Origin of the sequence: Pseudomonas sp. ANT_J12, assembly GCF_008370045.1 — a bacterium.
Lineage (GTDB): Bacteria > Pseudomonadota > Gammaproteobacteria > Pseudomonadales > Pseudomonadaceae > Aquipseudomonas.
Genome location: NZ_VOBN01000011.1, coordinates 155,527 through 176,106, shown reverse-complemented (window position 1 = coordinate 176,106; position 20,580 = coordinate 155,527). Strand labels below are relative to the sequence as shown.

At 51.0% G+C, this 20,580-nt stretch carries 24 protein-coding genes and 2 pseudogenes; 7 read left to right on the top strand and 19 right to left on the bottom strand.

Going from position 1 to position 20,580, the window contains the following annotated elements:
* The first annotated feature begins 159 nt into the window (after nucleotides 1-159).
* Nucleotides 160-285: a hypothetical protein gene (locus tag FQ192_RS22155; protein ID WP_256672337.1), complete on the top strand. Its 126-nt coding sequence runs from the start codon at nucleotides 160-162 to the stop codon at nucleotides 283-285.
* A 133-nt stretch (nucleotides 286-418) separates the two neighbouring features.
* Here FQ192_RS22155 and FQ192_RS22150 read toward each other — a convergent pair whose 3' ends face one another.
* On the bottom strand, nucleotides 419-1,222 hold the full coding sequence (locus tag FQ192_RS22150) for a CHAD domain-containing protein (protein ID WP_149660452.1): 804 nt from the start codon (nucleotides 1,220-1,222) through the stop codon (nucleotides 419-421).
* A gap of 286 nt (nucleotides 1,223-1,508) precedes the next feature.
* Between FQ192_RS22150 and FQ192_RS22145 the strand changes: the two genes are divergently transcribed.
* Nucleotides 1,509-1,775: a hypothetical protein gene (locus FQ192_RS22145; protein ID WP_149660451.1), complete on the top strand. Its 267-nt coding sequence runs from the start codon at nucleotides 1,509-1,511 to the stop codon at nucleotides 1,773-1,775.
* Between the two features lie 137 nt (nucleotides 1,776-1,912).
* Nucleotides 1,913-2,152 carry a hypothetical protein gene (locus FQ192_RS22140; protein ID WP_149660450.1) on the top strand — a complete coding sequence of 80 codons (240 nt, stop codon included), beginning with the start codon at nucleotides 1,913-1,915 and terminating at the stop codon, nucleotides 2,150-2,152.
* A 103-nt stretch (nucleotides 2,153-2,255) separates the two neighbouring features.
* Here FQ192_RS22140 and FQ192_RS22135 read toward each other — a convergent pair whose 3' ends face one another.
* Nucleotides 2,256-3,128: a patatin-like phospholipase family protein gene (locus FQ192_RS22135; RefSeq protein WP_149660449.1), complete on the bottom strand. Its 873-nt coding sequence runs from the start codon at nucleotides 3,126-3,128 to the stop codon at nucleotides 2,256-2,258.
* A gap of 175 nt (nucleotides 3,129-3,303) precedes the next feature.
* Here FQ192_RS22135 and FQ192_RS22130 point away from each other — a divergent pair, with 175 nt between their 5' ends.
* From FQ192_RS22130 to FQ192_RS22120, 3 genes are all read left to right on the top strand, one after another.
* Entirely contained in the window at nucleotides 3,304-3,942 is a 639-nt protein-coding gene (locus FQ192_RS22130; RefSeq protein ID WP_149660448.1) for a cytochrome b/b6 domain-containing protein, read from the top strand.
* Complete coding sequence (locus FQ192_RS22125; protein WP_149660447.1) at nucleotides 3,939-4,724, top strand: molybdopterin-dependent oxidoreductase; 786 nt, start codon at nucleotides 3,939-3,941, stop codon at nucleotides 4,722-4,724. The genes FQ192_RS22130 and FQ192_RS22125 overlap by 4 nt, the downstream gene beginning before the upstream one ends.
* A 70-nt stretch (nucleotides 4,725-4,794) precedes the next feature.
* Nucleotides 4,795-5,076, top strand: coding sequence for a pentapeptide MXKDX repeat protein (locus FQ192_RS22120; protein ID WP_054044309.1), 282 nt, complete (start codon nucleotides 4,795-4,797; stop codon nucleotides 5,074-5,076).
* Between the two features lie 288 nt (nucleotides 5,077-5,364).
* On the opposite strand, the pseudogene FQ192_RS35095 reads toward FQ192_RS22120, so the two are convergent.
* The 9 genes and pseudogenes from FQ192_RS35095 to FQ192_RS22070 all read right to left on the bottom strand — a co-directional run.
* A pseudogene (locus tag FQ192_RS35095) lies at nucleotides 5,365-5,589 on the bottom strand (ATP-binding protein); the annotation flags it as partial.
* A gap of 239 nt (nucleotides 5,590-5,828) precedes the next feature.
* Nucleotides 5,829-6,281: a DUF6392 family protein gene (locus tag FQ192_RS22110; RefSeq protein WP_149660446.1), complete on the bottom strand. Its 453-nt coding sequence runs from the start codon at nucleotides 6,279-6,281 to the stop codon at nucleotides 5,829-5,831.
* Between the two features lie 214 nt (nucleotides 6,282-6,495).
* Nucleotides 6,496-6,861: a histone-like nucleoid-structuring protein, MvaT/MvaU family gene (locus tag FQ192_RS22105; protein ID WP_149660445.1), complete on the bottom strand. Its 366-nt coding sequence runs from the start codon at nucleotides 6,859-6,861 to the stop codon at nucleotides 6,496-6,498.
* A gap of 629 nt (nucleotides 6,862-7,490) precedes the next feature.
* Nucleotides 7,491-7,964 (bottom strand): DUF5625 family protein, encoded by a 474-nt coding sequence (locus FQ192_RS22095; RefSeq protein WP_149660444.1) that lies wholly within the window; start codon nucleotides 7,962-7,964, stop codon nucleotides 7,491-7,493.
* 128 nt (nucleotides 7,965-8,092) lie between these two features.
* A pseudogene (locus FQ192_RS22090) lies at nucleotides 8,093-9,325 on the bottom strand (IS66 family transposase); the annotation flags it as partial.
* Between the two features lie 252 nt (nucleotides 9,326-9,577).
* Nucleotides 9,578-10,306, bottom strand: coding sequence for a metallophosphoesterase family protein (locus tag FQ192_RS22085; RefSeq protein ID WP_149660443.1), 729 nt, complete (start codon nucleotides 10,304-10,306; stop codon nucleotides 9,578-9,580).
* Nucleotides 10,307-10,431: 125 nt separating this feature from the next.
* Nucleotides 10,432-10,815 (bottom strand): hypothetical protein, encoded by a 384-nt coding sequence (locus FQ192_RS22080; RefSeq protein ID WP_149660442.1) that lies wholly within the window; start codon nucleotides 10,813-10,815, stop codon nucleotides 10,432-10,434.
* Nucleotides 10,816-10,929: 114 nt separating this feature from the next.
* Nucleotides 10,930-11,352, bottom strand: a complete 423-nt coding sequence (locus FQ192_RS22075) for a hypothetical protein (protein ID WP_149660441.1) — start codon at nucleotides 11,350-11,352, stop codon at nucleotides 10,930-10,932.
* Nucleotides 11,353-11,392: 40 nt separating this feature from the next.
* Nucleotides 11,393-11,821 carry a hypothetical protein gene (locus FQ192_RS22070; RefSeq protein WP_149660440.1) on the bottom strand — a complete coding sequence of 143 codons (429 nt, stop codon included), beginning with the start codon at nucleotides 11,819-11,821 and terminating at the stop codon, nucleotides 11,393-11,395.
* A gap of 308 nt (nucleotides 11,822-12,129) precedes the next feature.
* Between FQ192_RS22070 and FQ192_RS22065 the strand changes: the two genes are divergently transcribed.
* A complete protein-coding gene (locus FQ192_RS22065; protein WP_149660439.1) occupies nucleotides 12,130-12,603 on the top strand; it encodes an XRE family transcriptional regulator in 474 nt (157 codons plus the stop codon).
* A 91-nt stretch (nucleotides 12,604-12,694) separates the two neighbouring features.
* Here FQ192_RS22065 and FQ192_RS35090 read toward each other — a convergent pair whose 3' ends face one another.
* The 8 genes from FQ192_RS35090 to FQ192_RS22030 form a co-directional block, all read right to left on the bottom strand.
* Complete coding sequence (locus tag FQ192_RS35090) at nucleotides 12,695-12,817, bottom strand: hypothetical protein (protein WP_372242356.1); 123 nt, start codon at nucleotides 12,815-12,817, stop codon at nucleotides 12,695-12,697.
* 341 nt (nucleotides 12,818-13,158) lie between these two features.
* Entirely contained in the window at nucleotides 13,159-13,554 is a 396-nt protein-coding gene (locus FQ192_RS22060; protein ID WP_149660438.1) for a histone-like nucleoid-structuring protein, MvaT/MvaU family, read from the bottom strand.
* A 38-nt stretch (nucleotides 13,555-13,592) separates the two neighbouring features.
* Nucleotides 13,593-13,940 carry a hypothetical protein gene (locus FQ192_RS22055; protein ID WP_256672336.1) on the bottom strand — a complete coding sequence of 116 codons (348 nt, stop codon included), beginning with the start codon at nucleotides 13,938-13,940 and terminating at the stop codon, nucleotides 13,593-13,595.
* An 817-nt stretch (nucleotides 13,941-14,757) separates the two neighbouring features.
* Nucleotides 14,758-15,801 carry a TniQ family protein gene (locus tag FQ192_RS22050; RefSeq protein WP_149660437.1) on the bottom strand — a complete coding sequence of 348 codons (1,044 nt, stop codon included), beginning with the start codon at nucleotides 15,799-15,801 and terminating at the stop codon, nucleotides 14,758-14,760.
* Between the two features lie 74 nt (nucleotides 15,802-15,875).
* Nucleotides 15,876-16,673, bottom strand: coding sequence for an ATP-binding protein (locus FQ192_RS22045; RefSeq protein ID WP_149660436.1), 798 nt, complete (start codon nucleotides 16,671-16,673; stop codon nucleotides 15,876-15,878).
* A 15-nt stretch (nucleotides 16,674-16,688) separates the two neighbouring features.
* Entirely contained in the window at nucleotides 16,689-17,660 is a 972-nt protein-coding gene (locus FQ192_RS22040; protein ID WP_149660435.1) for a TniB family NTP-binding protein, read from the bottom strand.
* The gene (locus tag FQ192_RS22035; RefSeq protein ID WP_149660434.1) at nucleotides 17,657-19,630 is read right to left on the bottom strand and encodes a Mu transposase C-terminal domain-containing protein; all 1,974 of its coding nucleotides are present in this window, start codon (nucleotides 19,628-19,630) and stop codon (nucleotides 17,657-17,659) included. The genes FQ192_RS22040 and FQ192_RS22035 overlap by 4 nt, the downstream gene beginning before the upstream one ends.
* Nucleotides 19,627-20,304, bottom strand: coding sequence for a hypothetical protein (locus FQ192_RS22030; protein WP_149660433.1), 678 nt, complete (start codon nucleotides 20,302-20,304; stop codon nucleotides 19,627-19,629). Before FQ192_RS22030 ends, FQ192_RS22035 begins: the two co-directional genes overlap by 4 nt.
* Nucleotides 20,305-20,580 lie beyond the last annotated feature (276 nt).

Genomic DNA, 20,580 nt, shown 5'->3' with positions numbered 1-20,580 from the left:
GTCCGTCAGAAAGGGAATTGAGGCACTGAGAAAAACCATCAGATGAAACCTAGCCCCCAATTCCCTGTATCGCTTGAGTCAATACTTAGACCTCGAAAGGGTGCGAGCTCTTTTCAGGCTCGTCATTGACCCGAGCTACCTCATGAAAGGATTCTCGTGATGCTGATCAAAATCGAAGAAGCGAACACGCCCGAGGGTTGGCTTGTGTGGATGGATGCATGGTGCGTCAAATTTCGCAGCTATGCCGAAGCCGAAGCGTTCGAAAAAAACTGGAAGATCGTGTAAATGCAGCCCACCCCTTGCCTATCAGCATAAACAGACCTGTGGTTGAACTGTCTTAAGGTGCTGGCATTGATGGAAAAACCAATCATCGATTTGTAACTTTCTGCCCGCCATACTCAGGCCATTCAAAACGCGCTCATTCTTTCGCTGCCACTTTAGGCAGCTTTTTTTTGCCCGAAGATTTTGGCAACCGTGCTGCCAAGTTTTTTAACTGGATCTCAGCTTTTTCGAGTGCGGTTGCTGCACAGCGCTGCCAAACCTTTTCCAGCGGGAGCAGGTCAGATTCGATCAGTGCCCTTTGGCACCACTGATAATGGTCATGCCAGGCACCCAAAGCCGATTGCAGGGTTTTGAGAGAGCTCGCCGCTTTTCCCGAAAGCGGTGACAGTTTGGGAAAAGCCTCTGTCTGGTAACGAGTTCGCTTGACCAGGATTCTTAACTCGTGCCGATCACTTTCAGCGTCATCTACCGCCGCATGCAATCGGTCGATCTGCTTTGTCAGCGCTTTTTCAATTTGAGTCTGGACATGCTTCAAACCACCGTTGACCTCAACCGAGCGAAAGGTTGTAGGCCACTCATCCAAGTGAATGAACAGGTTCTTGAGAGCCGGGCTTTTTAGAATTTTGGAGTAGTCCGAATCCAGATGCGCTTTCCTGAACTGCGCCAGGTCAGGAAAGCCCCTCTCCTCTAGCTCTTCGATCAATACCTCAAGATCGCGAGCCGGCGTGGTCAGCCTTCCCACTTCCGCCGCAGCATTATTCAGCGCGGTGACCTCACTCATCGAACGCATCGGTCGGAGGAGGCTCCGGATGCGCCTCACAGATATCCTGAGGTCATGCAAAGCCTCGCTATCAGTCCTGGCCTCCAATCGTGCACGGGAGTGATACAGGGCGACTTGAAGCGTCAGTATCTCAGCAACGAACTTGTCAACGAAGGACATGCAATCATCTCTTTGAAGCGCTATGGACACGAGCTGAGCAGAAGCGCTAGTCGCCAAATATTGACCCTGCTCGCGGCTTGATAAGGTCATCAATGATCTAGCCTCAGCGCATTGACCTGTACCGTGCTCGGCATGGCGGTGCGCTACAGCGATTACTCACTATAGGCTACTATTTTGTTTCAGTTTTAAGTCAGGCACGTTTGACCGTACAACCCTACGTTGACCAATCTAACCACCGCCTGATTCAAATAGAACCGTGACGAGATCGCCTTACAAGGATGTTGCTATGAATTCAACGCTAGACGTAGTACGCGCTCAAATGCAAGAGGCAGAGCCGGTATTGAAGCAGCTTGATGTGGCGCTGGAAGCTATCAACTTTGATCCCTTTATCCCCTCAAGCGTTGACGCAGCCATCGAGAGGGGTACGGCAGTCATAGATACCCTTCTGGTGAATTTTCGAGCCAATCCGATACTCAGCCCGCTGGCCGACCAATTGAAAACTCAATACCTCGACGCGTTTCATCATCAGGTTGATTCAGCTCAAGGAGGGTGAGGTGAACGCCCCCTGACGCTTTTGGGCGCCCTGCTTGGCTTTAGAAAATAGCCACTAATCTGATATCGCCAACTTGTCTCATTTCTGTCACGTAAGCCCCGTAGCGTTCGCTAGCCAAGACGCTGGAGGGTGATCTTATGAATGCAGAGAGCCGGGTAAAAATTCGACGTTTAGCTGCAAACGCAGACGTCCGGAAGAGAGTGATCGGTGCTTTCTGGAGAAGACAAATGCTGGTGCGGCAGACGGCGGAATACAGGATTGCGCTTTTGCACCGATATCCTGCTGGATTGGTAAACGATGCTGAAATTGAAGCCTTGCTGGAAAGCTGGCCCCTCCAACGTACCCTTGCACATACCTATTCGGCTGCGGCGGCTTGATTACGTCTCTGCGATTTTCCGGGCTACTTAACGTTGTGCAAATACGCTCGACTGGAGAGACCTCCACCAGAACCGCTTTATCCGTTTGGGTGCGATGATGAATTCACTCGTCAGTAAAATGATGAGTATGCGCCAGCAACGAGTCGGGTATCCCGTCGCGGATCAATCCGCCCTCCTGTATCCAAACTAGGGTTGATTGATAAGCACGCTGCAGCAGTTGATCTGTCTGGTTGAAATCGAACACTGAAGCGTCCAGTGGGCACAAAGGCGGGACGACATGGATGGCTGCACGTGTGCGGTACAACTCGATGTCTCGCACCAGTTGACGCATGCTCATCAAATTGAGCGTGTGCAAGGCCAGCGCAACGAGTCCACTGGGCGGACATGGGCAGGCACAACCGAACCCGGTGGGCAGCACCAGAACCCGTGTTGCGCCCAATGCCACCGCACTGGCAATCGGCGTGTTGCTGCTGACGCCGCCGTCGACCAAGAACTTTTCTCCGACTCGCACGCTGGGAAACACCAGCGGAATCGCAGCGCTGGCGAGCAAAGCCTGTTCAGCGCTGCCACTGGACAATAGCTCTTCGGCACCGCTGAGCAGATTGGTGGTGACGATATAAAGCGGCAACTCAGTGTCTTCAATCCGTTTGACTGGCAGTGACCTGCTCACCAAGCGATGCAACGCGGATGCACTCATCAGGTGACCGCGACGATTGAGAATGCCCTTGATTGTGTCGAACGCCGAGAACGGAAACACATCCGACTTGCGCAGGCTGCGCCAGAAGTCCGCAAGTTCGCTCACGCCTTGGGCATTCGGTCTGGCGGCGAAGTAGGCGCCGTTGATGGCGCCGACCGATGCTCCCACCACCAGGTCGAACACGACTTCAGCCTCAACCAGAGCCTGTAACATCCCGACTTGAACCGCGCCCAGGCTGCCACCTCCGGCCAGGACAAGCGCTGTTTTCGCAATTGGCATAACCCCGCCCTCACCTCATCGGCTTCTTCAGGCTACAAGCCTAGCTGGCTGGCGACCGTTTCCACGAGAATGATGACGCTACGCTACACCCACACTTAATTGAGCATCGTGGTTTAGGTTAGCGTCTACACTCGAACTTAGGTTATGACGTTATTCAGATTTGGAGCTTTCTCCAATGCCCGGTGCACCTGAAACGACCAGTACCAAAAAGCTGAATTCGCAAAACAGCCATCCTCGCTGGTTGAGGCTGGCCCATTGGCTGAACGCCCTGGCGGTGTTGGTCATGGTCACGAGCGGATGGCGTATTTACAACGCCTCTCCCCTTTATGGTTTTGATTTTCCAAAGTCGATTACCTTGGGCGGCTGGTTGGGAGGCGCGTTGCAATGGCATTTCGCAGCCATGTGGGTGCTGGTTGTAGTCAGCCTGTTCTACATACTTTTCAATCTTTTTAGTGGTCGGCTGTCACGACGTTTTTTCCCTGTATCACCCAAAGGCTTTTTTCATGACCTGTGGTCTGCACTCCATGGTCGGCTGGGGCATGACGATATAAGCCATTACAACCATGTGCAGCGTGTGGCGTATTTGTTCGTGATGCTCGACGTTACCGTTCTGGTGATTTCCGGGTTGGTCTTGTGGAAGTCAGTTCAGTTTCCGCTACTACGCGAACTGCTGGGCGGCTACGACAGCGCACGGCACGTGCACTTCATTGCGATGTCTCTGCTGGTGGCGTTCATCGCAGTGCATCTGGTTATGGTCGCACTGGTTCCAAAGACGTTATTGGCCATGTTTGTCGGCCATAGGGAGCGCGTATGAGGAAGCGCGAGCAAAGCCCAGAGCTGGATGAGTCGTCCATTTTGAAGGATGCACGGAAAATTATTTCGCTCCAGGTCGAAGATCGCTCACGACGCTCCTTCCTGATGCGTAGCTTGACCTTGGGCGGTGTCGCCATGCTGTCCGGCTGCAATATCACCGATAACGATCACGTTGAAACGGCTCTGTCCTCCATGTCGCGCTTCAATGATAGGGTGCAGGGATGGCTGTTCAACCCGAACGCCATGGCCCCGACCTACGCAGAGTCGATGATTACACGGCCATTTCCCTTCAATGCCTTCTACGGCATCGACGAAGCGCCCGTCGTCGATGAAGACTCCTATCGACTGGAAGTAACCGGCATGGTCGCCGACAAGCACAGCTGGAAGCTTGATGAACTGCGAGCCATGGCCCAGACCGATCAAATCACCCGGCACATCTGTGTCGAGGGCTGGAGCGCCATCGGTCGATGGGGTGGCATACGCTTCAGTGATTTCCTCAAGCGCGTTGGTGCTGAGACCGACGCAAAGTACGTCGGCTTCAAATGCGCCGACGATTACTACACCAGTATCGACATGGCCACGGCACTGCATGCTCAAACGCTGCTGACGCTGACCTACGACGGTGCCGTACTGCCGCGTGAATATGGCTTCCCAATGAAGCTGCGCATGCCCACCAAGCTTGGTTATAAGAACCCAAAACACATACAAGCGATTTTCGTCACTAATACCTATCCGGGTGGTTACTGGGAAGACCAGGGCTACAACTGGTTCGGTGGCAGCTGACGTCCATGGCAACCTCATTGCGCGGCCCGGGCTGCGCTTATTCGCAACCTGAGCTTCAAGGAGCCTCAATATGAAAACTTTAACTACCGCAATCCTAGGTTTTTGCTTGGCAGTGGGCGTCGCAACTGTGTATGCCGATGACACGATGAACAACGACACTATGAAAAAGGACTCCATGTCCAAAGATACAATGCAAAAGGACACTATGAAAAAGGATGAAATGCACAAAGACTCAATGAGTAAGGACGCGATGAAGAAAGATAGTATGGGCAAAGACACGATGAAGAAAGATTCCATGTCCAATGACGGCATGAAGAAAGACGATATGAAGAAGAATGATATGTCCCAATAGATCAGAGCTTCACAGGAAAAATCAAATGCGTTTGGAAAGCCCGCCTCGGCGGGTTTCCTCGATGGCATTTACAGGTACTCTCCTGCTTCAACGCCGATGGTATGGGGAGCAAGCTGGAACGCTCTACTCTTCTCGGCAAAGCGCTTGTAGTTCCGAACACAGGAGATTTTTTTTGGTTGGCCAGGATAGTTATTTTAATGTTTACTCAAGTGAGGACTTTTTAATCAGATGACAACTATTGATACTAACCAATAAAATCACCTCAAGATATAAGAGCCAGGGATTCACTCATACATCGCGAAGGGGGAATTCCAAGGGAATGCTAGTATCTACTCCGGTGCTCTCAACAGTTACCCGACCGCCATGCAGTTACATAATCGAGCGAACGATTGCTAACCCCAGGCCACCAGAATCATCTAACTGATTGAGTGACGGGGCGCACCGGTAGAAGCGCTCAAACAGTCGAGGTAGATGTTCCGCTGAAACCAGGCGGCCTTGGTTGTGAACAGTGACTACACAAGGCGAAGAGTACGATTATAAAGACTATCCAATCTTGGTTGGATCCCGGCAACCCCTTCAGCCAAAATGGCCTTGCTCAAAATCCCGGAGGTACAGATACTTTGGACTTAAATGCATAGGCCATATCAATGCGCCCAACTACTGTGCGCACACTTGGATTGCTGATGCGGCCCGTCTGCGAGGACGCGCACCAGACTCTGGGGTAGGACTGTTGAGCGCTACCCCATAACTATCTAATTGCGCTTAAAGTGAATGACGTTGACAGCCAAAGACTCGGTGTATTGAAAGATCATCCGAACTGATCCATACACCTTCGGGTCTAGACTGTATGCATCCCAACCGCCCTTCTTTCCGAGCACTGGAAGCGTTACGGGCCCTTTTGAGTCTACCGGGGCACCAAATCTTTCTATCACCCAGCTTTGGTTTATCTGTTTGACCAAGGGCTCAGGCAAGGGGCCTTTATACTCTTTGGTGCCCTCAACAGTTTTAAGAAGTGTCACATAGACATGCTGAAGTATCTTCTCCTCAGAAAAGCTCAAGCTCAAACCGTCTTCGACAGTCAAATATGGCTCATGATCACCTTCAAATAAATACTGAAGGCTCTTTTTAGGAATAGTACCTTCCGCCAGCAATACAGAATAACTCTTACCGATACTTTTTACGTACTCGTCTACTTTAGTAGTCATTTGTACCACCCCTGCTCTTTGTGCAGATTATGCAATCACCGGCGAAGTCGACGACAACACCGTGCAGCGTTTGGCAGGCAAGGTTCCATGGGAGGTACGGCATGGTTGAGCGCGCAATGGAGCGTGATAGCCCTCTACGCTGACGCCAGATTCAATGCCCCTCAATTCGCTACAAAAAAGGCCCTTTCCGGGCCCTTTTGTACTCAAATCGAAGTCACTTGGTGAGCCAAGACTCGACCGTGTCGGAGCCGTGTTCTACCTTCCATTCTTTGAGGCCTTTATGGTTGCCGCCCTTGGTTTCGACGACTTCGCCAGTGTGAGGGTTTTTGTAGACCTTTACTTGGCGTGGCTTACGAGTGCCAGTCTTGGACTCGGCTGCTGGTGCGCGACGACCAGGCTTAGGATCAAGCAAGTTGATCACGTTCGGTAGGCTGTAGCCGTACTCAGCGAGCAAGGCGCAAAGCTTCGTTTCGAATTCGATTTCTTTCTTGAGGCCAGCATCGCCTTTCAGGGCTTCGAGCGCTTGGAGCTGCTCTGCTAGATGTTTTTCAAGTTGGCGGAACTCGGCGAGCTTGGACATGGAAAACCTCTTCTGGATTAATGTTCTAACGGTACACCAAAAAAAGAGATTTGCATTAATGGCAGGGACAAGTGGCCGATATTTCCGCCAATAATTTGAATCGCGCAGGCAGCACAATGTCACCAATTAAGTAACCGTCCGGCCCAGTCATCTACCCAGGCCCGCAAAGCCAAGACATGGTGTGCGCTTAAATTTAAGTGGGCACCAGTTCTAGCCTTTTAAGCGGGTACTTCATGCAGCCAACACGCCGTTCCTATTCCAAATCCTTCTAGGCCCAGGTCATTCAAGAGTGTGGCTAGCCCGGTGCCTAGATTGTATCCGCCAGCGATCCTCATCACTCATGTCGCACGCTTGGCGTTTAACTTCATACAAGCCGCCAATCGAATGCAGTGCCTACGGCGACATCAAATTCAAGAAGACGTAACGATAAGGAGCAACCCCGTCATGGCAACGTAAGCGTCTGCCAAACCCATCTTGCCTGAATCAATTCCTATGATTGACACATGGAATACGCGACCGGTACAGCATTGCTGGCCAATTCCAGCAAACCTAGAAATGCGTTGTGATGAATTTAAGGATACTGCCCGCAAGCGCCGTATAACGTATGCGCTCAACTCAGTAAGCCCACTTCACTTTCCTTGATATGCCCTATGAAATTGAAGCTGGAGTTCGGCTGGCGGCGCTTCGGCCAAGTTCCCAGAGCGCTGCACAAATACTTGATAACGACCACTTTCAAGTTTTATACGAGTCAAGTCGGCATTTAAATCTCCGCTCCCCCACGAGGTCAATTTTGGATGGGTGACTTGCTGGTTCAACATCTCTTTTCCGCTGGGGATTTCATTAATGCGGATTTGAAAAACAAAGGGGGAACCCGACTCTTGCCATAAGCCGTCCTTGAGGGAATCACCTCCTGCAAGCGCCCAAGCTTTTTTCCGTTCGACACCGTCGATGTATGGGTAGCTCAGAGACACGGTGTAGGTGTCAGGTTTGCTTACACGTACCACTAAGTTGGTCGTGCTTACTGGGCCATCGATTTCGAGCGGCACGCCATAGGATGGGGAGCGGTTAGCAGCCTGCAGCGCGGCTATCAGCGCGATAGTCACGATTACGAGCGCCAAAAGCGCTAGTACACCGATTAGTAATTTCCTAAGCAAAGCAAGCCTCCATGCACACACGTGCAGGGGTCAATATATCTGGATATCGTTAAATAAGGGAAACACGCACCGTGTGGTTAAACAGCTGCCCACTTTTGCGGCAGCAGCTCGTAAATCTCACTCGCACGCTGCGTCGGCAGCCGCGTCAGCACATCTTTGAGATAGGCATACGGATCATGCCCATTCATGCGTGCCGACTGGATCAAGCTCATGATCGCAGCTGCCCGCTTACCGCTGCGTAGTGACCCGGCGAACAACCAATTCGAGCGTCCAAGTGCCCACGGCCGTATCTGATTTTCGACCGCGTTATTATCGATGGGCACAGCGCCGTCCTCGAGATATCGAGCCAGTGCCGTCCAGCGCTTGAGGCTGTAATCCAGAGCTTTGGCGATAGCCGACCCTTCGGGCACAAGATCGCGCTGGGCCAGCATCCAGGTATGCAGTGCATTGAGTATCGGCGCCGCTTTTTCCTGACGTATTCTCCAGCGATCTTCGTCGGTCATATCCCGCGCTTGCCGTTCGATTTCGTATAACCCGCCAATCGAGTGAAGCGCCTGTTCGGCCAGTTGGCTTTTGTTGGTCGCATGCAGATCGAAGAACTTGCGGCGGGCATGCGCCATGCAGCCGATTTCAGTGATGCCTTGCTGGAAGCTTGCTTTGTAGCCGGCGAAATTGTCGCACACCAGCTTGCCATTCCACTCGCCAAGGAAGTTGCGCGCATGTTCGCCCGCACGGCTCGGGCTGAAGTCATAAACCACTGCCTTGAGCGGCGAAAAAGGCGTAGAGCAGTAAGCCCAGACGTAAGCACGGTGGGTCTTCTTCTGGCCGGGCGCGAGCATCTGCACTGGCGTTTCGTCAGCGTGGATCACGCCTTGGGCAAGTACCGTTTCGCGTAACGCATCGACCAGCGGCTGGAGCTGCACGCCGGTTTGGCCGACCCATTGCGCCAGTGTCGAGCGAGCCATAGCCAAGCCGGCACGGCCAAAGATTTTCTCTTGCCGATACAGCGGCAAATGGTCAGCAAACTTGGCCACCATCACATGAGCCAACAGGCCTGCGGTCGCGATACCTTTGTCGATCACTTGCGCCGGCACCGGTGCCTGGATAAGCGTTTCACACTCGCGGCAGGCCCATTTTCCACGTACGTGTTGCTCGACCGTGAACACGCCTGGCGTGTAGTCCAGCCTCTCGCTGACGTCTTCGCCGACGCGCTGAAGCTGGCAGCCGCACACGCACTGGGTGTTCTATTGTTCGTGACGGATCACGGTGCGTGGAAACTGCGGCGGCAACGGCGCACGCTTAGGCTGCTGGGGCCGAGATAGCAGGTGAGACTGCCAAGTTTGTCTGATGCGGCATCGGCAATTATGTATTCGCCTTTTCGCGCAAGCGCCTAGCCTTTCAGAACAGCATTTCTAACTAGGAGTGGGAACCGATAGCCTGGCTATCTACAGGCGCTCAAGGATGCCCCTCAGGACAATCCTCACTGTTGCGCACAGAAAGTGGTGCACCGATGCCATTATGCTGCAAAAATTCAGTGCGCTGAGAACCTGAACGGCTTCTCTTCAAATCTCAATCAAGAAATCAGGATCAAAACCAGTACTTTGATTCGGATAGCCCCTTGGATTTGAAACAATGCGGCACCTATTCTTGAGGAAATCTGCTGCGACGTGGGTATGTCCGTAGACCCAAAGATCGGCCTTACCCAATAGCTCCGGCCAATCATTCGCATAGGCTGCGACCAAGTGTTCAGGCAAGTCATCACCCACGTGATCCAACGTTGGCGCGTGGTGCGTAACCACTACGGTTATGCCGTCGAATGGCTTATCCAGCTCTGCAGAAAGCCAGGCGTAGGCTACCTTGGATTTCGCAATCAGGTCATCAGGGCGAAGCCGCCGGTAACTCGCATCTTTTCTGATCACTGTGAAATCGTTCATCCACTCCCAGGCGATGCGTTTCGCCGCAACGATATCTCCTGTCGACGAGTAATCTGTCCACGCTGTAGTGACCAAAAACCGGGTCTGATCCAAGATTAAAACCTCGTTTTCGAGTACGTGGACGTGTGGTTTTGCCGCTTCCTTCATCTTCCGCAGCGTGTGGTCAAGGTGGCCACCGTAGTACTCGTGATTTCCGCACACATAGATCACTGGACACTGAAAAGTTTCGTTCGCCCATTTCACTCCGCGTGATTTCAGATCAATGTCACCCGCAAGAATGACAACGTCAGCATCGCTTACAGGTGGATTGAACCGAGCAAACTCATTGTGCAGATCTGAATAGATTTGAAGCTTCATTGGAGTAACCGCCTTGACGGGACTTCGGTGTACCCAGCTTTGTGGAAATCGTGGTTGCCGTCGATCAATCTTGACGAACCTATAGATTTCCCGAAAGGTTCCCGCCCTATCAGGCACACAGCCCTCTACTGCAACACTGGCGGTGTGAAGTGATAACGCCCCTGCGCTGATCGTAGGTAGGTTTGGAGGCTAGCCCTACCAATCACCTTCTTGAACGATGCAACCACGTAACGCGAGCGCATGGTCGTAAGCACCCAGAATCGGCCTTCTTTGCGAGCGAACCGGATATCGGATGTGCGCATCAGATGGCCGTCTTCGAAGCGTCCAAACTGATCCGTTCTCTCATGACCGAACACAATGCCCACGGCAGAATTGGAGAAAATGAAGACATCACTGAGATAGGCGGTGATAGGAGCCGAGTAGGCCTGATCATAGGCGCGCGAGATGCGCTTGAGATGGAACTCAGTAAGCCGTTTGCCGTGCAGCTCAGCATTGATCGTGTTCAGCATTTTTATGCACTCCTGAGGCGTAATTGCTGGCTTGTAACGTGTTTTTTGATCGGTAACATAGCCGTTGTTACATTGGAAAAATTGCGTTACAGCTTTTGGTTGCGCTGCAAATACTCAGTAAATTCTTCGAAGGTCGGTCAGGGTACTGGCGTCGAAATTCCGGTCGTGAGTGTCGGAGTAGACCTCGCCCCCTTCGACCTCGACCAGACATACGACGACGTCATTTTTGTCGAAGCCAATAGACACAGACATCAGCTTTTCCATTTTCCAGTTCAGACTTTTATTCATCCATGGTGGAGTGACCACCTGAACATCGTCGACGATCAACTCCTGGCTTTGATTGGTGAAGAGGTCGTTGAGTCTGACTTCGTCATTGATCATGTGGACGAAGGTGATGAGGCGGCCTTCATGAAACTCCTGGACACTCACGTGATACCAGTGCATTGCAAGAACGCGCGACACGGAATTCCAGTGCGTGAGTCCTTCGCCAAACATCTCGGGAAGCCCGGCAATTTCTGAATTCTGGGTTCTGAACATTTCATGTCTCGACTCAAGCCAACGCCTGCGCAGTGACTTGTCAAAAGAAGGAGAAAATCGTTTTTAGGTCGGCCTTTTTTTCGTGGCCAGGGCCCATGAGGACGTAAATGGTGTGCTTGGTTTCAAACATCACGCCGTCCTCAAAAGAGATGCACATGCTGCTGCGCACCCAGTCGCCGGGTTGGAAGCGTTGCCTGCTGTCTTCCATGACTTTGTGGGCAAAGACGAAAAGCGGGAGGTGGCCGGCTGCTCGGATCTTGGCGAGATCGTCTTCGCTGACATCGGCGCGGAAGATTGTCCAATCCTCTACTAAGCAATACGGTTTGCGCGGATAGAGAGCCTGCACGAGTCCGATGAGAAATTCTTCTGAGTCCATCGATCCTTGGCGGGGCTCGCCTGGGCTGGCGAGCAGTTCGTCAGCACCTTTGTTTTGATCTGTGCTCACCCTCAAAATCTCCGCTGTATTCATTGCGCGATCCCTTCATAGGTGGCGCAATCGTAGGCCTGACCCGATCTCGAACAAACGTGATTGGCTGATCACGAACTTCGCTCGCTCAACCTCGGTGCATGAGGCATCTGAAGGGCTTGAAAACTGGCGCGCGCTCCATGAACACCCCAGCTTCACTGCTCCTGCAGAGAGGCCTTGGCGGTGTCCTGCCTCTGACTTTAAATCAATGTGCACCATCCCTTAGTACACTCGATGTTGCGGATAATACACTATATTGACGTTTATCCGTAAGGCTCAGTTATGGCTATATCCTGACTTTTGAGAAAGTCATGGATTTGAGAATCGCATTTGCAGGCGTGCTTCGGGCGCTCCGTCTCGTACGGCGCGCCAAGTACGCTGACGTCTCGGATGCGACTCACCGACGTAAAGTCAGTGCTCTCGAGAACGCGCAGACCAGCATCACCGTTGAGCAATTTGACGAGTTGGCGCAATCCCTTGACCTCGATCCCATAGCGATGCTTACCCTCTGCATTGCCCACCGCCAGGGTGAGCAGCCACTCACCGTAATTGGCCGGGCATTGACCGACGTGGCGGCCTTTGAAGCTGAGGGTGGCATGAAGGTGCTCGGTGACCAATTCGATGCTGACGGTAACCTCATAAAACGAGGACGCGGCAAACCGTTGAACGCAGAGAATGAGAGAGCGGTATTGGCACTCAAGGCAGAAGGTGCGACGCAGCAGCAGGCAGCGGCGCAGTTGGGGCTGGCGTTGACGTCGGTGAGGGAGTATTGGAGGAAGAGCTGATTATAAGGAGTTCACACCTGGCAAATGAACTCACGCTACTCTGGCGTGGCGCCTTGGTGGTGACTTGATCAAACACCAAGCTTGGAGCTTGCTAAATTTCCCTCCATCCTTCTACGATCTTACTGCCGTGGCTGGACTTCCACTCTCGCAGCTTCTTGTTGTTCGTTCCCTTTGTCTCAATTACTTCGCTAGTGAACGGATTTCTATAGAGCATCATCCCTACCTTTTGAGGTCGTAGGGACAGGGATTTCTTGGCATGTAATGGCCTGCAAATAGACTCTCTCACCCGCATCACTGTAGCGTCGATCCTTGACCGCAGGCAGTCCTATTAGCAGCTTATCAGGCATCTTTGTGAGCAAGGAAATGAACTGGATGCACTGGTCGTCAGAAGTAGTCGGCACAGGAGCTTAGTATCTCAACGTCGATCGTGAGCGGGAATTGGAAAAGAGATGTAGAGTAAATACCTGACTATTACCAATATGAAGGAAGATCGACTAATAACAAGGATGGCAGTGAGTGCGCATCAACTATATACCAAAAGGATTGAAACCATAACTACTTCTCATCCGTCGAATTTAGCGGGTCGCGCCAACCTTCTACGATTTTAGCACCATGCACCGCTTTCCACTGCTTCAGAAGTTTTTGGTTAGCCCCTCTAGTCTCTATTACTTGGCCAGTATGGGGATTTCGATAGCACTTCACTTGCCGTGGCTTTCTCTTAAAAGTGGGAGCGTTCTGCTCTTCCTCGCTAGGTATACCGGCAGCGTGACTAGGATCCAAAAGCAAGATGATGTCGCATGGTTCAAACTGATATTTTTTAGCAAGTACGTTCAGCTTACTCAGGAACTGAAATGCTTTTATCACCTCAGGATCGCGAGCAAGAGGTAAAGCCGCCTCGCACTCATTGGCAATGCGATCATTCGCAGCGAGAAATTCGGTAAACTTTTCCAAGATTTCCTCCTGCATCATCGCCGTAGTCAAAAAATAAATCAGGCCGGCGCGCTTTCGCGAGAGCGAAGTCGAACTGGAGGCTCGATGAGTTCTTGGCCGGTTGACAACGAGTTCCCATCGGACGAAGGCTGTTCACCGCCAACCATAGGAATTAAGTCCAAAAGCGGATTTAATTGCTGAAATGAAAACTTCTCTCGCGCCAGCAATATACTGATGACTTGTTTTGCAGTGTAACCAAACTCCAGCATCAGCTCTCTAAGCTGCGTATGGAACTCAATGTCTAGCACGTAATTCGGTTGATCCTTTTTTTTGGACAAGGCAAGTAGTGTCTTGGCCAATTGGTACTCCGCCAACCGGAATTCTACCAAGGTATGGGGTCTGCTCATGTCATTCACCAAGCCGCGTTGAGTGAGCGTCTGCCACCGAGTGTAGCCCATGCTAAAAGAGTAATAAACCTAAAATTGCTGTCACCGACCGGCCTGTAGATACGGTGAAACGTGACGCCAAAAACTAGAAATATTAGTAATCATACGAACATAGAGGCTTACCCACGGCAAACCTCCTTCGTGGCAGGGAATTCGTGATAGCGCATGACTATTACGCTAGAGAGCGGCAATTGGCTGTGCGTGAAATCATCATGTCAATTAACCAGTAAATCCTACTTTCTCACGCTGTGTGAGATCTCGATACCACCATTCAAAAGCGTCTAAACCAGCACTTTCCAGCAAAACGACAAAACAGCTCAGGGGGGCTTGCCTTGCTGCGCTAAATTTCTTAATCGATCCGGCAAATCGTCAATATTTGGAATATTCCGACCGTAGGTGTGGAAGGAGTCTGCAAGCGTGAGCTTTCCAGGGTACGCAGCATTTTTTCCTATGGTGCTAGCGTGATCATCCAGGTGTCGCATCCACGCCCAACGCGCTTGCGGCGTCCATCAAGGCAGCAGCCAGATCACCATGGAGTTTGGCTTGAGGGCGAGTACGTTATCTTCACCGCAGCAAAAACAAAATTACTAGGGATACTTAGGTGACATTCACGCAACTAAAAGCCAAGGCTTATTTTGCCGCACCAAAGTTTCCGAAATCCGTAGCGTGATCTTATGTACATGTCATGTACACGCCCACCGTTCGAGAAAGGTTTGGCTGAATCCACTTACGAAAAATCTGTGTACTAGCGCATGTTTCCAAAGTCTACAAAGCGCAATTAATCTTTAGACTGTAGCAGTCTGATAAGCACCCAGGACACTTCGCGAAACTCGTCCTTGGTCAAAGTACTGTCCGCTTCATAAAGCAAACGACTCAAACCTTCACCCAAATAATTTCTAGTGGTTGCAGCGGCTATCTGCATCTTGGTCGTTGGGAAAAGTGAGAACACTGGCCGAATAGTGTCGCGTATAAAACATGCCTCTTTATAGGTGATCACCCCATAAGAAACACCCATAAGCCAGTAAGCAACCGCTAACTCACGGGGCGTCGCAGTATCAATGGACACTTCAGGTGCTGTCAGCCTGCCGGCATTTGAGCGGCACTGCCCGCCTGGTGCGCTCTGAAAACAAGCCCGGGCTATGCCAGGACTCAATTTGGGCGGATCAGCTTGATGCAGCCAAATGCCCATGAGAAATCGCAGTGAGTTGCGGGAAAGAGGAATCCTCGGGTGGTTGCATGTATGAGTCTGATACCAGCACTGTACTCTCTTCACCAATAGGAGAAGTTTCTCGTTGTTGGCAGCAGCTTTTCTGCAGGAGGTGCTCATGATCGGGAAGTTGGTGAGCAGCCTTGATGCAGGGCTCTCCAGGTGCTCTTTAAACCCCTGCCAGCCCCTTTCCCTCAGATCCTTAGTGTACTGGATTAGTCTAGAAAGGAGCATTGGCCGGGGATGGTTCAAACACACAGCTGCCCCGCTGATACGCCATGACTTGCGCCAAATTGGCACCAGCAGATTGCTGATATCTTCTTTAAAACATTCAGAGCAATACTTGCTGCTGAGGCTTGGTACGGTGACGTCCGATTCTGGCATTCGAAACCGAATCGCGATTTCACTCTGCTGCACTGGGGTGAAGTAGGACAAAAACGTAGGTGATTCGTACAGAAAATCAGAATCACCTTTCAAATAGGGGTCTTTGGCAGCGAGCTGCTCGAATGCTGCTGTCAGCGCACTATCAAAATACCTTTTTTGGTACATCCTGCTCATCCACGACGACATTGTTTCATCGTGCACTGGCTTGAGCGATCCTATGAATGCGCGCATCGGCTCTTCATCCTGTAGATGGGTAGAGTCTTATCACCATCGCCAACAGCCTTCTGGTGTAGGTCAAACCTGTATTAGTGTGAGTAGTCATCTTCGACTACCTGACCTGCCTGCATTTGCAACTCATGACAACACGAGCGATCTGCCATTGTTTTTAAATGCAGCCAATCAAGATTTCTAACGGTGAGACCCACCCGGCCTTGGGACTGTCGATATAGAGCATCCAGATCGAGCGATTTGAACTCGATTCGCATATTAGGATTGGCTTCGAAAAATGCTTCAACGAACTGAATGTAGCTCTCATCAAACTTCATCGGAGCTAAAAATTTAACTTCGGCAGAAATACCGGCGCATATGAAATTTGCATGGTAGGTCTCAATTGCATCGGCACTCCCTGACATGATGACGAAGGGCGGCTTAGGCAGGCACGTCATCTGCAAAATAGCTTGTGAATTGCTTTGCGCGACTCGTTTAGCGGCCTGCGTGTATTTTTGAACATCATCTATTATTACCGCATCATATCTACGGAGCCGCATGGTCTCGGCGCAAAGCATCGTGAGTCCGTCACTTCCTTCGACGTTCACGATCCCAATGCCCATTGAGCGCATAATTTTAGATGCTAAATATCGATTACCGAGGTACAAACCATCATCCAGGTACAGAACACGCCTCCCGCGTTTAACCGCCCTACTGGCGATTTGGCTTAGAAGCGCAGATCCTCCTGAGCCGGTGGGCGCATTGAGACATATAGCCTTGGCAACAGCCCCATCATAGTCGCCGAGCGCGCCTAGACAATATTTCAGCGCAAGCTCATTACCACTGAAGCGATTCCAGGCATGCAAGTTTTCATACGACCGATGCGCTAGCTTCACTGCCTTCTCCCCAAACTACAATGCACGCTGGTGCAGTAGCAGTAATTCTTGAATATCGACGTCGCCCTTGAGCCTCGCACGTGCGCTTTTAATGCTCCCAACATCGATAGATTCTTCGCCGGTAACCACTGCGTACCGACAAGCTTCCTTCATGATGTCAATGATCGCACGGAGAGAACTGCCAGGCTGACCACCCTCATAATCTTTACGACGATTTTTTTTATCGGTTGGATTAGTTAGTTGCGCCAGCTCATAAAGCTCGCTGAGAAACTCTTCGGAGGTAACTTCAGATACCTCCAACAAGGGCATATGACACATAAAGCTTGCAACAAAGGACGCAAAAATGTTGTCATTTTTCCAGTCTGGAAGAGTAAGGCTGCGAAGCCCGAACCTTGATTCAATTTGCTGATCCTCTTCCAAAAGTTCTTTAAGCTCTTGAATTCCGCACAGGATAACGTTCAATCCCCACTCGGGGCCGGTAAAGCCTTTCAATGCCTCCAGCGTGTTATGAAGGCGTTGCTCAGACATCCGTTTCTGCAATCCATGAATCTCATCAAAAACGACCGCTCGGATATTCTCTGTGCGGACTGCTTCCTGAGCCTCTGTGTAATCTCGTGCGCTCAAAGTATAAGCGCGCCCGCGGACAAGCTTGCCTAGCTCTTGCAGCAGTCGTTTCTCCAAATCAAGGCCACTTTTACGATTGGACATATCAATATAAAGTACCTTACCTGCCCAACCGGTCTTGCCAGCGAAACTCTCGTCCCTCCATCTCTGAGCAAGCCTGCTTTTACCTACACCCGGAGACCCCACCACAGCCATACATGGGTTGCTAGCAACTCTGGGCCAGCCAACCAATGCCTTAACACATTCCGTGGCCGCCACAGCGTATGGGTGTGTTATCCAAACATCGCGACAGCATTTAACTGCCCGCTCATCTCTCGGAAGCGAAAGGTACTCGCGCGCCAGGGGGGTCAGGGAAGCATTCATAGGTCTTCATCCATTTCCATGATTACCACTGGAAGTGACTTGCGGGAGGTAGAAGGTTCGGATGGAGCGGCATTAGGAGCTGAGCCGAAGTGTCCCATGCGGTTATTCTGCGCGACATCCTCTTGCGCCCTCAGGATTACTCTGCGTTCGGTTTTACCCATATCCTTCTGATGATTTAGTTCAGCCTGAGCATCGAGACGCTTGCGGTTTGCAGACCGATCTGCGCGGCGGGCCTTCAGGATAAGTTTCTGTTCGGATAATGTTTTGGCAGAGTCCTGAATATTGACTATGCTTAGCGGATGCCAGTAATTACCATTTAGACCCCAAATCCTATGGAGATTATTAGGATCAATTTTGATCATTATCTTCTCCCCCACCATGTTCCTGAATGGGCCGAATTCATAGACTAAGTCCCTAGTAACGACCCCGTTACGCGCCACCGTAACAGACTTACCTTCGAGAATATCGATGACAAAGCGATCTGGATCCGAAACAGCTGACGGCGCTAAAATGACGCCGTTGTGAACGCCGTATTTTCTTTCAAATCGCTCGTTTGGTGACAAACCATCACGGCCTTTCCGATTATTCCATTTGCATATCCATGCAACAATAATGGCTGTTAGTCGTTCAAGGGTATAAATCCCTTTCTCGCCTGGACGATAACCAGGCCCTTTCTTAGGCGCCGAAGCGGTTCCTCCGTCTAAAGTTTGAGCAAGACCGCGATTCAATATTCCAAGCTGCCGCTCTATACCCCCTCCAGATTGAGGCCGGAGGCGAGGCACATGAAGAATATCCTGATCGTTACATGCCAGCTTGAAACTAAGAGCCTGTAAATCAGATCCATGATCTACTCGGTATTGTTCTGGTTTACCGTATAACGGCCAGTGCAGGTGTGACATGCCGAGCCGGGCGAGCAAACTGCTCTTGGGGCAAAGTGCCATGCGTATTGCCGCCGAAATGCTAGCTCGTTTGGGCGCGCCATAGAGCAATGCAAACCCGTAGATGCCTTCGATATCGACATCCCTTACCAATGTCAGATGAGGCCTGCCAAGTGCCTCCCCGGTTTTAGAATCGATGGCGTGACAATCCAGCGGGGTATGATCAATTTCATGTATCCTGCCAGGATAATCGTCTTCCACCTTAGGTGTAGGAAATGCACCATACTTCGCATTCGCTGCTGCAGCACCATCTGAAGATCGAAGTTGTTCCCTAGCTGAGATTTGTTGCCAACGCCGCCATACGGTAGTTCGAGATGGCGAGGATTTATTGGCATCTCTACAGCGGAGTTCAATTTCATCCATCACCTCCGCGTCGTTGGCCCCGTAGCCTTTACGATGAGTTACGAATACTGCTTGGATAATCTCATCTACATAAGGGTCGATTCGGTTTTCTCCAGCTTGACGACCAGATTGACCAGGCAACTGGGCATGCCAGTCTGAATTGGTAAGGTGAATACTTTTGATTCTATGGAAAACTGTAGGGCCAAGACCCAACTCCTGAAGAGCTTGCGGTTTGGAAATCGGATTGTCCTTTCTGCAATGCCTGCTCAGGATTTCCGTCCGCCGCTTTGCCTCGATTTCTGCATCTAGGTCTACATCATCGACTGCAATAGGCTCATCCAGCTTTGCTTTGACTCGGGAGATCTCCCGGTGCTTAGCCACGGCGGTGAGCGCAATATCCTGAATGTGCTCATCAATTCTTATGACGTTGGTTATGCATACTGTTCGGATAACGTCAGCGACAACTTCCGATTTCAGGGTGACCTTGTTACTCGAAAGGTCAAAGCCAATCACCCTGTAGAAAGAAGGTGTAAAAGGCGTATTCTGATTTCCATTGGTAGGGTTTGACGCCCCTTCAACACCATTCTGGTTGGCTGCCTGACCAGCAGATATCACGCTATTCGCCAGATCCGCTGCCTCGTTCTCTTCATCGACTGTTACGATAGTCTCAAGAGGCAATGAAGCGTTCATGGCTCCATCTCCTGAATATCAACACGAAGCTCTCGCAGTGGATATAGATTATTAAGCACGAAAGCCAAGTCTGGCTCTGCTAGCTTATGCGTGAAGAATGAGATGATCCCGTCAAAACGGCGAAGTACTAAAGACTTAGTGGGAAAGCGGACGCCTGCAGTGCAGCAGTAGACTTGAATTAATCGAATCATGTCTACTTTCGTACCCCAGATCGCGATCTTGCCTGACGCATTCACAGTCAGATTTGACAGCAAAACCTCGACAATAATTGCTTCCCGTACGAAGTCCTCTTTGAATGGTGCGATAGTGGTTGAATGCGTAGCCGAACTGTCTGTGTTGTTCAGACCATCAATTGTCCGGATTCCGCGACTGAGCTTATCCGTAGGCATTACACCGCTGAACGCGGAAGTGTACGCGTACGCCGCTGCGACCAGATCCAATTTGCCATCCAAATTTTCATAAGCGGGAGGATGGGTCTCGGACACAAGCAAAGTCCGGAGCCGCTCGACTGCATCAGGTACAGGAATATGGACGACGTGCTCCTCTTTCGCTGTCCGGACGGAGCCGTCAGACCACCTTTGCAGCTTGACCCGATTACCCACCAAGACCTTGCCCGTGATCAGGCACAGTTCTGAATCGTTAAGCTGGAGGACTAAAGCACCTAGGTAAGTCATGAGTGTCGTCTCGGGATGAGTGTGGACACTACAGGTTTAGCACTATATTAAGAAATCGCGAGGGAAATTTCGCAGGATTGTAAGCTATTGTTTTTAATATATTTAATATTTATGGATTTCATAAAGCTACGGTTTTAAAAGTATGAAAAACCGGTATTTTGTGAAACTCAGTTAAAAAATCAGGTAATTCAGACTGTTAGTAGGGCTTCGTAGGTTTGAGGAAACAGACAGTAACCGTGCCTTACACTAGAGTACCCGGAAGTAAAAATCTAAATT